This window comes from Neobacillus mesonae (assembly GCF_023715155.1).
GTDB lineage: Bacteria > Bacillota > Bacilli > Bacillales > Cytobacillaceae > Neobacillus > Neobacillus mesonae_A.
This window is the reverse complement of the sequence record NZ_JAMBNQ010000007.1, coordinates 104,369-121,016: the sequence shown is the minus strand read 5'-3', so window position 1 is coordinate 121,016 and position 16,648 is coordinate 104,369. Positions and strand designations below refer to the sequence as shown.

Here is a 16,648-nt window from a genome sequence, read left to right as displayed (position 1 = left end):
CGTTTTACGTGACCGAATCATTCTACTTTTTCCTGTTCCGGTCACGTAGACCCGGACTACGTGACCCAACCGTTCTGCTTTTTTCTATTTCGGGCAACTAGATCCGGTCTAGCCCAGATGAAAGACAGAATCTTGATTTTCCAAAAGAACTTGTCTTTCATCGCTCCGATGAAAGACAGAATCTTGATTTTTCAAAAGAAATTGTCTTTCATCGCTCCGATGAAGGACAGAATCTTGATTTTTCAGAGAAACTTGTCTTTCATCGCTTCGATGAAGGACAGAATCCTGATTTTTCGAAAGAACTTGTCTTTCATCGCTTCGATGATGGACAGAATCTTGATTTTTCAGAGAAACTTGTCTTTCATCGCTTCGATGATGGACAGAATCTTGACTTTTCAAAAGAACTTGTCTTTCATCGCTTCGATGAAGGACAGAATCTTGATTTTTCGAAAGAACTTGTCTTTCATCGCTTCGATGATGGACAGAATCTTGATTTTTCAGAGAACTTGTCTTTCATAGCCCAGATGAAAGACAGAATTTTGATTTTTCAGAGAAACTTGTCTTTCATAGCTTCGATGAAGGACAGAATCTTGATTTTTCGAAAGAACTTGTCTTTCATCGCTTCGATGATGGACAGAATCTTGATTTTTCAGAGAAACTTGTCTTTCATAGCTTCGATGAAGGACAGAATCTTGACTTTTCAAAAGAACTTGTCTTTCATCGCTTCGATGATGGACAGAATCTTGATTTTTCGAAAGAACTTGTCTTTCATCGCTTCGATGATGGACAGAATCTTGATTTTTCAGAGAAACTTGTCTTTCATAGCCCAGATGAAGGACAGAATCTTGATTTTCCAAAAGAACTTGTCTTTCATAGCCCAGATGAAAGACAGAATCTTGATTTTTCAGAGGAAGTTGTCTTTCATAGGTGACCCAACCGCTCTACTTTCCCCAATCATTCCTCTTTTCCCCATTTCGAGCAACTAGACTCCTTCTACTTGACCCAATCATTCAATATTTCCCCATTTCAGTCACGTAAGCTTTTTTCCAAAAACATCTCAAATCAATTATTCTCTAAAATACTAGGAACATCCATCACAGAATCCAAAATATAATCTGCTTTATGTTCTTCAAATTCAGCACGAGCTGCTTTTCCAGAAAGCCCTGTTAAGACAGCAGCAAACTGGCAGCCCATTTTTCTTGCAGCTAATAGGTCAGCCAGAGAATCTCCGACGACGAGTACTGTTTGTCCATTTTCAATCGGCAGTTCTGTTTCCAAGCATTGTTTAGAAGGGGTGCCCTTTCCTTTTAATGCCATAATAAATGTGAAGGGATGCGGTTTTGATAATGACAGCTGATCTGGATTTTCTTTTTCCGCCTTCAAGACATCATCAGCTGTTACAATTCGGTTTTCATCGATATGCTCAAGCCAATTTAAGTGATGGAAGGGCTGGACGACTTCAAGCTCAGGGCGGCCTGTCCCAATCCCAATGGTGAATCCTGAAGATGCCAGGGACTGAAACAACCGGGCAATTTCTTCTTTAGGTGCCAGCGTTGTCTCGTTTGCCAAGAAACCCTGTTTACCGGTTTGTACAGACGGTCTTCCGGTTGAAGCCAGGACGTTCTCATCCCCGACATACCATTCCTGTGATACATGTTCACACACAGACCAAAGTTCACCTTTTTCAAAAATCGTAGTCTTCACTTCGAGCTTTTCTTTTGCAATCACATTCAAGTATCCAAGCAATTCGGCCTTCATTGCATTCGAACGTTTAAAATCTTCCACAAACGAACTAAAATCTACTTTCACTTCATATTTTGCAAGCACCTTGCCTATCTCCAGCAGCACTTCTCGATTGATTGGTGCCTGACACCAGGTGTTGATTTTTGCAGACTCTTTTTCCTTGATTTGTTCCAAAAGGTGGATTAATTGATGGCTGAATGATAGATAGATCATGTCCCAGTTGGCATTTAGGCCGCGGGATTTTTGGAATCCTAGGACCTGATCATGTTGGAATACAGTATCTCTAATTTGCTTAATTTCTTCATCACTAGGGTTTATGTTAAACTTTTCCGGCGAAAGTCCCAAATAGTTTGGACTCATCAGCATTTCCCAAACAGTCAATGCTGAAGCATCAAAATAGCGTTCTTCACTTAACAATACTCCGTCAACATCAAATAAAATGGTTTTAATCAAAGCTCTCCGCCCTCATTTCAAAGCATTCTTTTTCACATTATCGTAACACAGCACCACAGTAATATAAAGCAGAAAAAGCCGCAGCATCAACAGCCACGGCTTCCTCTTAGTTTAAGTATTATATTAATCTAATCCAATAGAAATATATTTTATTTCTAAGAACTCATCAATGCCAAAATGACCGCCTTCCCGGCCAAGACCGCTCTCCTTGTAACCGCCGAATGGAGCCTGTGCAACTGATGGGAGTGCATCGTTTAAGCCGACAATTCCATACTCGAGCTGCTCGGTAATTCTAAATGAACGGCTTAGGTTTTCCGTATAAACATAGGCAGCTAAACCATATCGTGAATTGTTTGCACGCTCAATTACTTCCTCTTCTGTTTTAAAAGTGGAAATGGGGGCAATCGGTCCAAAGATTTCATCCTTCATACACTCCATGTCATCTTTAACATTCGTTAAAATGGTTGGCGCATAGAAGAATCCATCTTCATTTTCGGGTTTAGAACCAGTATAGGCAACATTTCCGCCATGTTTAACGGCATCATTGACAAGGGATTCAACCTTTTTATATGCCGGTTTATCGATCAATGGACCGATATCTACGCCTTCTTCCAATCCGTTGCCAACTTTTAATTTCTCTAATTCTGCTTTAAATAGATTAATAAACTCTTGTTCAACACCCTCTTGAACATAAATTCGGTTTGTACAGATACATGTTTGGCCGGCATTGCGGAATTTGGACTGAACAAGTCCGGCAGCTGCTTTTTCTAAATTCGCATCATCCATAACAATAAATGGTGCATTGCCGCCAAGCTCCAGCGAGATTTTTTTAACATTTTCAGCTGCACCGCGCATTAATGTTTTTCCAACCTCAGTGGAACCTGTGAAAGTAATTTTTGTTACACGTGGATCTTTCAGCCATGCCTCCCCAATTTCAGAAGACTTACCCGTAATTACATTTATCACACCGCTAGGAATTCCTGCTTCATGAGCAAGTTCCGCCAGTTTCAAAGCTGTAAGAGGAGTCTGGTTTGCTGGTTTTACTACACAGGTACAGCCTGCAGCTAGTGCCGGTCCGACCTTTCTTGTAATCATGGCTGCCGGGAAGTTCCACGGCGTAATGGCCGCCACTACTCCTACTGGTTCTTTACGGACAAGAATTCTTTTATTAGGATGTGTTGCTGGAATCGTTTCCCCATACACACGTTTTGCTTCTTCTGCAAACCATGAGATGAAACTATTAGCATACACAACCTCGCCAAGTGCCTCTCTTAATGGCTTGCCTTGTTCAATGGTCATAATTCTAGCAATCTCTTCTTTATTTTCGTCTATCAATTGATGCCATTTAAAGCAGACGGCTGCGCTCTTCTGCTGTTTTCTTTGCCCACACTTTAAAAGCGCGGTGTGCAGCATCTACTGCCTGTTTTGCTTCTACGGCGCCTCCCGTAGGAATCGCCCCAACTACTTTTTTTGTTGCTGGATTCGTCACTTCGGTAAAAATTTCATAATCATTTCCGACCCATTTTCCATCTAAATACATTGGGTAAATTTGATATTCTTGGTTTACGACACCCATTTCTTTACCTCCCAGCCATAATACGTTCACTTTTATTCTAAACGACAGGCAAGCCTTCTTCAAGTATTTGGAATCTCTTTAGGGTGTATTTTTCAGATTTTTTAAAAATTTACTTCATAAAACTCTTTTATTTAATTTATCCAATGTATTGAAAACACTTGCATCTTTTTTAAAACAAAAAAACAGCAATATCCAAATTTCGGAATTGCTGTTTTTTGTATAAAAAGCTTTCAATATTCACATTCTATTAATAATTATTTTGCAAAAACATGTTTCCCAATTTTCACAGTCACTTGACGAGTTGCAACCCATTTACTTACGGAAGTCTTGGGGTTGTAGAAAAATAAGGATCCATTGCCTTGGCCTCTAAATGCAAGTGCTTCATTTACAGCCCGTTTTGATGCGGCATCTGCAGTTTTATTGATGGCTCCATTCATTACTGGTGTAAATGCAAAGTGTCCACCAGCTTTTTCATAGATTACACCTTTAACTGAGTTTGGAAATTCAGAGCTGGCAACACGGTTTAAAATAACGGTAGCAACCGCAACTTTACCGGCATATGGTTCGCCAACAGCCTCGGCATGTACAAGACGTGCCATTAATTCTTTTTCAGCTTGCGTAACAGTAGAATTTGGGATTGCTAGATTTTGGCCTGCGTATAGATTAGAGTTTGCTGCATGGTTTGCTTGCATTAATGATTTTACAGGCACCCCATATTTAACTGCCACTTTCCAGTAAGTTTCACCAGATTGAACCTTGTGTGTAGTTGTTGCTGCTTCAGAAGTTCCATTTAACGTGAATGCTGACATTGATAAAATTAAACCTGCTGAGATTAATAGTTTCTTAAATTTATTCATTTGATAACCTCCTGTTTCGTTCGTCTCTCTACATTCAAGGCTATCAGTTGTAACATACTTATTCATTAGCCAAAAAGTGGTAACTATAAAAATGGTAGATTTATTACTAGTACGATAATGTTCCTCTGCTGATTGGAATTTTTATCCTAAGATAGTTTTATCCCGTATATTTTCCAGCAGAGGAAGGCACAGGATGGTTTATTACGAAATGTTTCAGAGGCGTAACATGAAAAGAGCTTCCCATTCGGTTCAAGGAAGCTCTTTTTATGGCTATATGATAGAAAATGAGTAGTGTGCAGCAATTGAAGAGTGTTTGCTGCTAATTGCAGATTGTTATCCGCTGATTGGCGGTCATTATCCACTGATTGAGACGTGTAATCCGCTGATTGCACTCGGTATCCGCTGATTGACTCGTGTTATCCGCTAATTGCACTCGATATCCGCTGATTAGCATTCGTTATTCCGCTAATTGGCGTCCATTATCCGCTAATCAAATCCGCCTTCCCCCAATCACCCCACCTTTTTCTGCGAATCCACCTTCTCCAGTTTCGACCAATTCACCGTATTCTCAAGAACCACCGCCAATATAATCCCCATTAGCAAGCCGCTGCTTAATAGCGGACGGACCAGCATGGGAATGGAGCCGAACATTTCCACTGGAATATTCATGATGGCAATTCCTAATAAAACTGGCGCGGCAATACGATAGATTGTTTTTTGTGTAAAACGAATTCCCTCTAAATTAGTAAGTGCACCGCTGAATAGCTGCAAATAGGCAACAAATAAAACCGCGTCCCCGACACTGATCGGCAGTGTTGAAAAAAGATGGCTGAGGGGCGGAACTAAGCCAAGGATTATAAACATAGCTGCACCAATGACCATCGGCATACGTTCAACTATTAAGGTGGATTGTAAAAATCCTAATGATGACACATATGGTGCATATGGGACCATTCCAAATAGCCCAGAGACTACGGAATTAATCCCTGTTAACACAAATGATTTACGATATTGCCCGTCTGAAGTGGATGTTTTTATGATTGGTTCGACTCCTTTTACCGCGGCAATCGTATTCGTCGTGTTTACCAAACCCGTTATGACAGCCATAATGATCAGGCCAAGGCTGAATGTTGGTGTTCCCCATGGAAAAAGATTAAACAGCTTTGTCGACACATGCTCGTCTGCAGCAGGGGCCGGGAACAATAAAACATATATAATCCAGCCGGACACAATCCCAATCAGAATCGAAAAATTCCGAATCGCTCTTGGTCCTTTTATGTTCAACCAGGCTGTTAAAAGAATTAAGAAGATCGATAACAAAGCGGTCGGTATATGTATTTCATCCCTCGTGGCAAGGCCCAGCATCCCTTTGGTAAAAATCAAAATTAACTGGCAGGCAAGCAGGAATAATACGGTACTCATGACAACAGGGGTAAACAAACGTTTTAATACATTCCCCATTCCAAGTGCCCCTAGAATCATTACTAAAATGCCTGAACAAATAATTCCAACGGCCAGCCCTCCGCCAAGTTCTCCTACACTAATTCCTGCAGAGGAGGCAGAGGCACTTAAACTTAAAATGGCTCCCCACCATAAACCTGACTGCCCTTCCATCAGCGGGTATTTGTGCCCGAAAACAGCTTGAAGAATACAGGCAATCCCCGTATAAATAAACGATCTTTGCAGGGCACTGGCCACCTCTACGGATGATAAATCAAAGGCATCCCCAATTGTCAGCGGAATAACAACCGTATTCGCAAACATAAAAAACAGCCACTGAAGTCCTGCAAAGAACTGTGTGGATTTTGATAATTGATTCATTGCAATCCTCTCTTTTTCATTTGTTCTAAATTCCACCTTACACTAATTGGAAACTTCTTGAAAGAGAAAAATGTACTCTTCTTTTTTGGCAAAAAAATACCACAGTAACTAGTACTGTGATATCTTTCTAGCAAATTTATTCTTTATTACTACGGGCTAAAATTACCATACAAACCGTAATAATAGCAAACGCAACAAACGCCAATAATGGAATGGTGATAAACCCAAACCAGTTAAGATAATCTTGTGAGCAAGGCACACCAGATGTACACATTTCAAATTGTTTCATCGCCGGAATCTTTTGCAGCAATGTATGATAACCGCTGATCAGGAGACCAATGACCGATATTGGAAGAACATATTTCGAGATTCCTGTATCATTCCGGTAAACGGCAATTCCTAAGATAATCGCCAGCGGGTACATAAAAATCCGCTGGTACCAGCACAATGTACAGGGAACAAAGTGCATAACCTCACTAAAATACAAACTGCCAAGCGTTGCAATAATAGCCGCAATCCAAGACAGAAGCAAAGATTTGTTCATATGACTACTCCTTTGCCGCTTTATCTACCATATCTTTTAAATCGTCCATGGTTTGTCCTGTAAACATCTTTCCATTCACAAACATGGTTGGTGTTCCTGTTACACCCAATTTTTTCACATAATCCATATCCTTTTCCCAGGCATCCATGGATTTTTGTGCTTTAAAGTTTTTCACCACTTTATCGACATCGGCATCACTTGCCACTTCTTTTAAGGTGTCAATTAAGAATTGCTCGGTATAAATATCCTCTTTTTCAGCCTTTGCATCATTAGGCTGCTTTTTATATAGATTTTCATGGAATTTCCAGAATGTATCATTTCCAAGTTCCTGATAGACAGATTCTGCAAATTGCGCGGAACGTTTAGAATCAATATTAATAAATGAATAGTTCATAAAGTAAAACTTGGCTTCTCCAGTATCCACAAGCTCTTTTTGAATAAACGGTACGGCATTTTGAGTAAAGTCTTTACACATCGGACATTTGTAATCCCCAAATTCAATAATGGAAACTGGCGCATTCTCATCACCCAGGAACGGCTGATTCGAGTAATCGATATCAAATGTTTGGGTTTTGGTTTCTTCCTTTTTGTCGGAAAAATTATTGAGGAAAATTAATGCCAATACGCCTACTGCTACCAGTCCAATCATCCAAAATACAAATTTGGATGAGGAATTCTTTGTTTGCTTTGTGTTTTTTTTATTTGCCATGATCAAACTCCTTTTAAAAAACTATGTAAAAATGCAAAAGCAATATTCTTTCCTAGATTAAATATCACCTATCTTTAAAAAGATTGCAAATAAAAATTCTTTTAATTCAAGACTTTTTGTAAAGACCTATTTTTTATAAATTTCCATCCAGTTTGGTAGAATAAAACAGATAACAATCTTAGAGGGGAATCAAACGATGTCAGAAAAATTTAAAGGGTTTATCGGAACTTATACAAAAGGTGATAGTAAAGGAATTTATTCTTTTACGTTAAATACAGATGAAGGAAACATCGAGGATGTCCAGGCAGCGGCTGAATTAGGGAACCCTACCTACCTAGCCATCAGCCAGGATAATCAATATCTTTACTCAGTTGTAAAAGATGGTGATAATGGCGGTGTTGCAGCTTTTTCCTTGGGGCAGACAGGCGAATTAACAGAATTGAATCGCCAGCTTTCACCAGGGGCCTCTCCATGCTATGTAAGTGTGGATCATAAGAACCAATATGTATTCAGCGCGAACTACCACAAAGGAGCAGTGGAATCCCACCGCATTAACGCTGACGGTTCGATTTTACCTGCAGCTTCTTCCATCAAACATGAAGGCCGCGGTCCGGATCCAAGACAGGATAAGGCACATTCACATTATGCAGGACTTACCCCGGATGAAAAATATCTGATGGTGGTTGAACTGGGAATTGATGCACTCATTACATATAAGGTGAATGAGGATGCAACACTTGAAAAAGTGAAGCTGCTTCCGTTAAAAGCAGGGAGCGGTCCAAGGCATCTGGTTTTTCACCCTAATGAAAAATTTGCTTATATCATGACGGAATTCAGCTCCGAAGTGATTGTACTGGATTATAATGCTGAAAACGGTCATTTTACAGAAAAGCAGTATATCTCCACCATCCCTGAAGATTTTAAAGAGAACAACCAGGGCAGCGCGATTCATATTTCTTCCGATGGCCGGTTTGTATATGCCGGCAACCGCGGTCATAACAGTATTGCTGTTTTTAGTGTCAATCAAGCAACAGGTGAACTAAGCTTTGTGGAACAAGTTTCTTCTGAAGGAGATTGGCCGAGGGATTTTGATTTAGATCCGAGTGAAAAATTTATTGTCGGTTCCAACCAGGAATCAGGAAATCTTGTTCTATATAAAAGAGATCAAGAATCTGGAAGACTCACCTTGATTTCGTCTAATAGTAAGGTTCCTTATCCGGTTTGCGTTAAATTTCTTCATATATAACAGGGTGCAGCGATGGTAGATTTCTTTCAAGGGCAGGAGTCATTGTCAGCATTGGGATGGATCATAAGGTCGGTTATTACCTTCCTTTTCCTGCTTATTACTGTAAAAATAATGGGGCAGCGGTCGATATCGCAAATGCGGTTTCTCGATTTTTTGGTGGCATTAATGCTGGGAAATATAATCGCACACCCCCTTTCAGATCCTCACATAGGGTTAAAGGGGGCATTGATTTCGACGGTAGTCATCGTCATAATGTACATTTTCGGTATTTTTTTAACCTTACGCTTCCCCAGACTGCGGCAGAAAATAGATTCTGTCCCCTTTCCACTGATTAAGGATGGAAAAATTATTTATGAGGGATTAAAAAAGGCACGAATTTCAATTGATTATTTGTTATCTGTATTAAGGAAGGAAAAAATAGAGGACGTCAATAAAGTCGCATTGGCCCTATGGGAATCAGGTGGAGAAATATCCATTTTCCCGGATCCAAAATACGAACCAATGACTCCAGCAACCAATCCAGCAAATCCAGGGGCTTTTGAACTGCCAAGAATTGTAATTAAGGAAGGAAAAATTCAACGCTCTGTCCTGCAGGAAATCGATATGAAAGAAGCTCAGCTCATTAATCGTTTGAAGTCTGCATATCAGGCGGAAGTTACGAATGTATTGTTGGGCACAGTAGACTCACAGAAAAAATTATCAGTTTTTTTGTATAAATAAATGTCGACAAAAAGCATTAGAATCTTCACGGATTCTAATGCTTTTTGTGTCTATCGAAAAAGAATAGGCAAAACATCTGGAAAAATTTGTCGAAACTTTTGGGATTTTATTTGGTAGGTTTTTACTATGTGTATAGTACAATTAAGATAGTTCTTATTTACTACGTTAATTAGATAAAGGCAAACCTTTTGAAAATTGGGGACGCAAAGCTACAGGTCTAAGGTCTAAAAAACTATGACGGCTGTGCTGCCTAAAATAGTCCATATTTTAGGGGGTTAGATTTTGGCTGCACTTGATTGTGACACAGAACTAGATATCGAGTGGGTGGAACTCATTAAGGAAGCTCAAAATTTAGGATTATCTATGGATGAAATTAGAGACTTTCTTAATAGGAATTGAGACCATTGCAGGGTCTCTTTTTTTATAACTAAAGTCGCTATTGAAGCTCTTTTCCTACCTAAAAAATTCCTTTTTTTAATTTGTATAATTCCTTTGGAACTTATATAATGTTCTTAAAAAAGAACTTATATTCAAACAGGTAAAATCTGTTTGAAAGGAGTATTATGAACAACCTACAAGGTGAACCAAAACGGATTTCCCGCCGCACATTTTTAAAAAAATCAACCAAATTATATTTAGGCTTCATCGCAGCAAGCAGTATGCTTGGCGGCTATTCCTATAGAATTGAACGTTTTTGGTATGAAATAAAGAAAATCAATTTAAAGGTCAAGAACCTTCCAGCCGCTTTTGAGGGCTGGAAGATTGTCCAATTCAGCGATATTCATATGGGATTTCACTATGATAGTGACGAATTTAAACCTGTTGTAAAAATGATTAATGACCTTCAGCCAGATATCATTTTCTTTACTGGTGATCTTATTCAGGCCGGAAATATGCAGCCAGATCGCTACATACCCATTCTGCAAGAAATAAAAGCAGGACGAGGAGGAAAATGGGCCGTTATTGGGAACCATGATATGTCGATAAAGAACTGGGTTGTTTCCGCTTTACAAAAGTCCCAATTTGAAGTGTTAGAAAATAGGTATGATTTTATCGAAGCGGATGGTATGCGGCTATATATTGCAGGGATCGATGATGCTATGTACGGGTTTCCGAATATCGCTAAAGCAGTAGAAGGCATTCCACAGAATTCCTGTGTGCTGTTCTTAGCCCATGAACCCGATATTGCCGATAAGAGCTGTAAGTACCCGATCAGTGCCCAGTTTTCCGGACATTCCCATGGCGGCCAGGTGCGGCTTCCGTATTTCGGGTCCATCATCAAACAAAAAATGGCTGAAAAATATGCAGATGGGCTCTATCATGTTGGGGACAGTCAAATGGCGCTGTATGTGAACCGCGGGATTGGGACGACAAACCTGCCGATACGTTTTTTGTGCAGGCCGGAGATTACGGTGTTTCATTTAAAAAAAGCATGATTTGTAATGAAAGGACCAGTCACCCTGAACTGCATCCCATTGTTAGACACATTAACAATGGGATGTGCAGTTTTTATTATGACCAAAAGTTTAGAAAAACTAAATTAGTTGCTGTTAATGGTTACATTGAAAGAGTGGAATCTTTTAAAGCAACTCAAAAGCCCAACGATTTAATTACCCACTACACCCATCGAGTGGTAATGACTTTTTTACGGGTATAGAACTCCAGCCCGTCTTTTCCATTGGCATGAAGATCTCCATAGAATGAATCCTTCCAGCCCGAGAATGGGAAGAACGCCATTGGAGCTGGTACACCAATATTAACTCCAAGCATGCCAGCATCCATTCTTTCGCGGAATGCTCTGACACTGCCTCCGTCATTTGTAAAAATACATGCACCGTTTGCAAATTTTGATTTATTTGTTAGATTAATAGCTTCATCAAGATTTTTTACCCGGCAGATAGATAACACAGGGGCAAAAATTTCATCCTGCCATATTTTCATTTCACTGGTGACATGATCAAAGATAGTAGGTCCTACAAAATACCCATTGTACTTGGCTGCATCATCATTGCGGCCATCACGGATTAGTTTTGCCCCTTCTTTTTCCCCAGTTTCAATATATTGCAGTGTCCGTTGCTTGTGGCCTTCACGGATCACCGGCCCAAGAAATACATTCTCATCTAAACCATTTCCAATTTTGATATTATTCGCTTTTTGAACAAGCTTTTCAATAAATTGATCAGCAATGGACTCTTCAACTGCAACTACCGAACATGCCATGCAGCGCTCTCCTGCAGAACCAAAGGCTGCACTTAAAATTTGGTCTGTGGCATTCTCAAGATTTGCATCTTTGAGGACGATTGAATGGTTTTTCGCTCCTGCAAGTGCTTGAACTCGTTTCAAGTTTTGTGTACCTCTTTTATAAACATATTCCGCAACTGGTTGAGAACCGACAAATGAGATAGCTGCAACATTTTCGTGATCAAGGAGTCCATTTACCACATCATGGCCTCCATGAACGATATTAAATACACCTTTAGGCAGTCCTGCTTCTTCAAGAAGTTCCGCTAAACGATTAGCAAGAAGCGGGGTACGTTCAGATGGTTTTAGTATAAAAGTATTACCAGTTACAATAGCCATAGGGAACATCCAGCATGGAACCATCATAGGAAAGTTAAACGGCGTAATCCCCCCAATCACTCCGATAGGATAGCGGTAAACACCAGATTCAAGATCAGTAGCAATAGACGAAAGCTGGTTACCCATCATTAAATTAGGTGCACCGGCAGCAAATTCTACACATTCAATTCCACGCTGTACTTCACCGTAAGCCTCTGTGAAACTTTTACCATTTTCTTTTGTAATCAATGTCGCCAGCTCTTCCCAATGATCAACTAATAGTTGCTGATACTTGAATAAGATGCGGGCACGTTTTGGTACAGCAACTTCCTTCCAGGTTTCAAATGCTTCAGCAGCTGCTTTGACAGCCTCATTCAAATCTTCTTTTGTAGATAATGGAACATAAGCAATGACTTCTTCGGTAGCAGGATTATACACTGGCTCTGATTTTTCAGTTTTTGCTTCACCCCATTGTCCTCCAATTAAATTTTTTAAATAATTTACCATTTTAATACGCTCCTAACTAATTATTAGTAACTAATTTTCGAGTTTCTAAATGTTCTCTACTCTTATATCATTTTTGGGAATTTTCAAAAAAACCTACAGGAATGACCTGCTTAAACACAAAGAACTCCATTTCTCTAGTAAGGGTTCCGCCAATCTTTTGGTATCAGGTTTATAAATTTATATGCTTTCATGAAAAAGTCTTTTATTTCAAAACTATTTTACTTCCAAGTTTATTTCACTATTACGTTATTAATTAATTCCATTAGATATAGATCCTTTATTAGAATTTTTCGTAAATTTATTGTGCACTTTTCATAATATTATGCTTTTTGTTTTGAAGTAAACTGATAATCATAACAAATTTGATATAGTTCTTCTAATTCTTTTTCTGTTGGAACTCTTGGATTATTTGACGGGCTTCCACTATTAATAGCATCTCTAGTCATTTTTCTGATGGCTAGATCAAAATCCTTTTTATCTATTCCCCAATTTTTAAGATTAGGGATATTCAAGTTTAAGCAGAGTTTTTTCACCGATTCTACAGCTATATCTGCTGCATCGTCATTAGAAATACTATCATTATTTCGCTTAAAAATTCTTCCCAAGTCGGCTAGCCGTTCGATACAAGCCTCCTTGCTAAATTCTAAAACAGCTGGCAATAACATGGCATTGGAAATTCCATGTGGAATGTGAAATAATGCTCCAATCGGCCTTGACATTCCATGTACCAAACAAACAGAAGAATTGGAAAAAGCCATACCTGCCTGCAGGGAGCCTAAAGACATTGCCTCACGGGCTTTAAGGTTGGATCCATTAATATAGGCATCTTCAATATTATTCACAATTAATTTCATGGCTGATAGTGCAAGCATGTCTGTCATGGGATGAGCTAATTTTGAAATGTATGCTTCAATTGCATGACTTAATGCGTCTACCCCGGTCGCAGCAGTTACTTGCGGTGGCGAGGATAATGTTAAAATAGGATCGACAATTGCCACTTCAGGCAGAAATAAAGGTTGTTTAATCATCATTTTGACATCACTATTTGTGTTTGTAATGACAGTCACATCGGTCCCCTCTGATCCGGTACCGCTGGTTGTAGGAATCGCTATGTGTGGAATTGGCTTATTTTCGGCTATCTTTTTACCTCCCATATAATCCCCAATATAACCGCCATTTGAAGCCAAGACCGATACAGCTTTTGCCGTATCAATACAGCTCCCTCCACCAAGGGAAATTACTAGATCACATTTTTCACTTTTTAAAATCTCCATTGCCTCATCAACATAGCAATCTATGGGTTCTGTATTTACCCCGCTGTAGATGCTGCTATCTACCCCCATTTCCCGGAGGTATTTACAGCACTGTTCAATATTCCCCAATTGCTCCATAACTTTATCACTGACTATGAGGGCCTTTTTTCCCCGATTATTTGCTTCTTTTCCAACCATTCTAAAAGAATTTTGTCTATAAATAATGGTCTGGGGTGTTCGGAGCACTGCAATATTCTCCACCTGTCAATCACTCCTCACTTAATATTTTTGATCCCGATCCTTTATAAAGTCTTTTATGCTTTTATTTTTTTTTCTATTTTCTTCAAATAAGTGCAGCGTTTCGTCCGTCCAGTGTGAAAGCGCGTGAGTATCAAAGTGAGCATTAATCGAATTATAAAATCCCATGATATCAAGTGTCCGGTTAACGGATTGTTTAATCATTCCAATTGCAAATGGCGGCATTTTGGCAATATGTTCAGCCATTGCTTGTGACTCAGTTTCCAATTTCTCTAAGGGAACCACCTTATTAACCATGCCATATTGCAGTGCCCGGCCGGCTTCAATATAATTACCTGTAAATAATATTTCTTTTGCAATTCTCGGCGGTAATACCCATGGATGGCAAAATACTTCGACTGCAGCTGCTCCCATTCTAACTACTGGATCGCCAAATTTTGAATCCTCGGAAGCAACAATTAAATCGCACATATTTGCGATGACAAAGCCTGCGCCTAAACAATATCCCTGAACTTGGGCAATAACTGGTTTCTTCATTCGCCAAGTTCTTAACATTTTTTTAAAGAAGTACTCTCTTTCATATTCCCATTTTCCTTCTACATTGGGAGCACGGTATAGTGCACCGTCTTCTACAGGATAAAGTTTTAAATCATGACCAGAACAGAAGGATGTGCCTGCCCCGGCAAGAATGATTACTTTCACTTCCGGATCATGTTCAGCGTTCCTAAATGCCTCATCCATTTCTTCAATCATTCGGCCATTTTGTGCATTCCTGACATGAGGTCGATTCATAGTTACTCTAGCGATGCCATCCTCTTTTTTAAATAAAATAGTTTCAAAGTCCATGATTATTCCTCACTAGTTTAAAATATTGATATATCTCCTTTTTTACATGAGGTCATCCATATGTTCTATTCAATGTTGAATTTGTTATAGTCAGGACTTCTTTTTTCTAAAAATGAACTTACACCTTCTTTAAGTTCCTCGCTATAAAAGGTAAGTGCTTCATACAGCATAGATGGTTCGACTATTTCATCAACTACTTTCCTTAAATGACGATTAATAGATCTCTTTGTTAATTGAATCGCCAATTGCGGGCCATTTGACAGCCTTTCCGCCCAATAATTTACACGGCTGTCTAGTTCCTCAAATGGAACAACTTCATTGATTAATCCAAGTTTAAGAGCATCTTCAGCTTTAATAGGGTCCCCGGTTAATAGGTATTGTTTTGCTCTGGCTGGACCTAAAACCATTGGCCATATTCCAGCCCCTCCATCTCCTGCAGCCAGCCCGACCAAAACATGTGGGTCTGCAATTTTTGCTCTATCCGAAGCGATTATCATATCACAGTATAGTGCAATTGTAGCGCCAAGACCTGTCGCATGTCCGTTAATCCGGGCAATCACAGGCTGTGGTACCTCTATTAATCTTCTAATAATATCTATTCCTTCTTTAATAATCTTATAGGATGAATCTTTAAGAGAGTTCATCCATTTAATATCCCCTCCAGCAGAAAATACCTTTCCTTCTCCAGTAAGGACAACCGTTTTTGTGTTGGTATCACGGGAAATATCAAGAAAAACCCTTGATAATTCCTCGTGAAGATGTTCGTTTATCGTGTTTAACTCATTTGGACGATTCAATATTACAAACAAAACACCATTCTCTTTTCTTTCAAACACTATATGTTCGTAACCAGTATATTCCATTCACTAACACTCCTATTTAAGATTATTAGTTATTCATATACAACTATTCGACCAATGAATTGTTTAGAGAAATTATCTCTTATTTCTTTGCCGAAGCCCCTTCAAGAAATAATGTCAAAAACATCTTACCAATCTCAGCAGCTTCAAACTCCCCTTCAGGTGAAAACCAGGTATACATCCAATTACACATTCCAAGCAATGCGAGCGTTAACATTTTCGGATTTAAATCTGCCCGCAAATTACCTTTCGCTATTCCTTCTGAGAGAACATTATATACTATTTGGAAGAAACGATTCCTTTTATCAACAACGTCAGCCAATCGTTCACCTGTTAATGATTGCATTTCTGTTAAAAAGACCGTAACATATGATAGGTAGTTTTGCATGTTATTCATTATCAGACCAATCAATTGACCAATCTTTTCTTCAACTGAAATATCCTTTTCCACAATTCTTTCTCCATCTGACAGTAGATCACTAATTATGCTTTCGTGGATAATGTATAAAATTTCCTCCTTATCATCAAAAACTCGATAAAATGAATACTTTGTCTTGTTAATTTCCTTTACAATCTCATCTACACTGGTATTCCTATATCCATTTTTTTGAAACAAGTTAACTGCTGCATTAACTATTTCATCACGAGTTTTGTTACCCATAAATATCCTCCATTCAAATTCTGTGCATCGAATAT

The 16,648-nt window shown here is 39.1% G+C and carries 16 protein-coding genes, 1 pseudogene and 1 riboswitch; of the genes and pseudogenes, 4 read left to right on the top strand and 13 right to left on the bottom strand.

Features of this window, described 5'->3' with window-relative positions:
- Positions 1 to 108: 108 nt before the first annotated feature.
- The 8 genes and pseudogenes from M3183_RS09180 to M3183_RS09145 form a co-directional block, all read right to left on the bottom strand.
- Entirely contained in the window at positions 109 to 399 is a 291-nt protein-coding gene (locus tag M3183_RS09180; protein ID WP_251468735.1) for a hypothetical protein, read from the bottom strand.
- Positions 400 to 497: 98 nt separating this feature from the next.
- Entirely contained in the window at positions 498 to 857 is a 360-nt protein-coding gene (locus tag M3183_RS09175) for a hypothetical protein (protein WP_251468733.1), read from the bottom strand.
- A 205-nt stretch (positions 858 to 1,062) separates the two neighbouring features.
- The gene (locus tag M3183_RS09170) at positions 1,063 to 2,196 is read right to left on the bottom strand and encodes an HAD family hydrolase (protein WP_251468731.1); all 1,134 of its coding nucleotides are present in this window, start codon (positions 2,194 to 2,196) and stop codon (positions 1,063 to 1,065) included.
- A 123-nt stretch (positions 2,197 to 2,319) separates the two neighbouring features.
- Positions 2,320 to 3,736 (bottom strand): annotated as a pseudogene (locus M3183_RS09165) (NAD-dependent succinate-semialdehyde dehydrogenase).
- Between the two features lie 290 nt (positions 3,737 to 4,026).
- Positions 4,027 to 4,629 (bottom strand): cell wall hydrolase, encoded by a 603-nt coding sequence (locus M3183_RS09160; protein ID WP_251468729.1) that lies wholly within the window; start codon positions 4,627 to 4,629, stop codon positions 4,027 to 4,029.
- Between the two features lie 510 nt (positions 4,630 to 5,139).
- On the bottom strand, positions 5,140 to 6,450 hold the full coding sequence (locus M3183_RS09155; RefSeq protein ID WP_251468727.1) for a uracil/xanthine transporter: 1,311 nt from the start codon (positions 6,448 to 6,450) through the stop codon (positions 5,140 to 5,142).
- Positions 6,451 to 6,586: 136 nt separating this feature from the next.
- Complete coding sequence (locus M3183_RS09150; protein WP_251468725.1) at positions 6,587 to 6,994, bottom strand: disulfide oxidoreductase; 408 nt, start codon at positions 6,992 to 6,994, stop codon at positions 6,587 to 6,589.
- Positions 6,995 to 6,998: 4 nt separating this feature from the next.
- A complete protein-coding gene (locus tag M3183_RS09145) occupies positions 6,999 to 7,703 on the bottom strand; it encodes a DsbA family protein (RefSeq protein ID WP_251468723.1) in 705 nt (234 codons plus the stop codon).
- A gap of 196 nt (positions 7,704 to 7,899) precedes the next feature.
- On the opposite strand from M3183_RS09145, the gene M3183_RS09140 reads away from it, so the two are divergent.
- The 4 genes from M3183_RS09140 to M3183_RS09125 all read left to right on the top strand — a co-directional run bounded on the left by M3183_RS09140 (position 7,900) and on the right by M3183_RS09125 (position 11,105).
- Entirely contained in the window at positions 7,900 to 8,949 is a 1,050-nt protein-coding gene (locus M3183_RS09140) for a lactonase family protein (RefSeq protein ID WP_251468721.1), read from the top strand.
- 12 nt (positions 8,950 to 8,961) lie between these two features.
- Complete coding sequence (locus M3183_RS09135; protein WP_251468719.1) at positions 8,962 to 9,669, top strand: DUF421 domain-containing protein; 708 nt, start codon at positions 8,962 to 8,964, stop codon at positions 9,667 to 9,669.
- Positions 9,670 to 9,837: 168 nt separating this feature from the next.
- Positions 9,838 to 9,923, top strand: a riboswitch (cyclic di-GMP riboswitch).
- Between the two features lie 28 nt (positions 9,924 to 9,951).
- Positions 9,952 to 10,068 carry an anti-repressor SinI family protein gene (locus M3183_RS09130; RefSeq protein WP_251468717.1) on the top strand — a complete coding sequence of 39 codons (117 nt, stop codon included), beginning with the start codon at positions 9,952 to 9,954 and terminating at the stop codon, positions 10,066 to 10,068.
- A gap of 164 nt (positions 10,069 to 10,232) precedes the next feature.
- The gene (locus M3183_RS09125) at positions 10,233 to 11,105 is read left to right on the top strand and encodes a metallophosphoesterase (RefSeq protein ID WP_251468714.1); all 873 of its coding nucleotides are present in this window, start codon (positions 10,233 to 10,235) and stop codon (positions 11,103 to 11,105) included.
- Positions 11,106 to 11,286: 181 nt separating this feature from the next.
- On the opposite strand, the gene M3183_RS09120 is transcribed toward M3183_RS09125, so the two are convergent.
- From M3183_RS09120 to M3183_RS09100, 5 genes are all read right to left on the bottom strand, one after another.
- Positions 11,287 to 12,735, bottom strand: coding sequence for a CoA-acylating methylmalonate-semialdehyde dehydrogenase (locus M3183_RS09120; protein WP_251468712.1), 1,449 nt, complete (start codon positions 12,733 to 12,735; stop codon positions 11,287 to 11,289).
- Between the two features lie 320 nt (positions 12,736 to 13,055).
- Complete coding sequence (locus tag M3183_RS09115) at positions 13,056 to 14,249, bottom strand: iron-containing alcohol dehydrogenase (protein ID WP_251468710.1); 1,194 nt, start codon at positions 14,247 to 14,249, stop codon at positions 13,056 to 13,058.
- Between the two features lie 18 nt (positions 14,250 to 14,267).
- Complete coding sequence (locus tag M3183_RS09110) at positions 14,268 to 15,092, bottom strand: enoyl-CoA hydratase (protein WP_251468708.1); 825 nt, start codon at positions 15,090 to 15,092, stop codon at positions 14,268 to 14,270.
- 65 nt (positions 15,093 to 15,157) lie between these two features.
- A complete protein-coding gene (locus tag M3183_RS09105; RefSeq protein ID WP_251468706.1) occupies positions 15,158 to 15,955 on the bottom strand; it encodes an enoyl-CoA hydratase/isomerase family protein in 798 nt (265 codons plus the stop codon).
- 79 nt (positions 15,956 to 16,034) lie between these two features.
- Positions 16,035 to 16,613 carry a TetR/AcrR family transcriptional regulator gene (locus M3183_RS09100; RefSeq protein ID WP_251468704.1) on the bottom strand — a complete coding sequence of 193 codons (579 nt, stop codon included), beginning with the start codon at positions 16,611 to 16,613 and terminating at the stop codon, positions 16,035 to 16,037.
- Positions 16,614 to 16,648 lie beyond the last annotated feature (35 nt).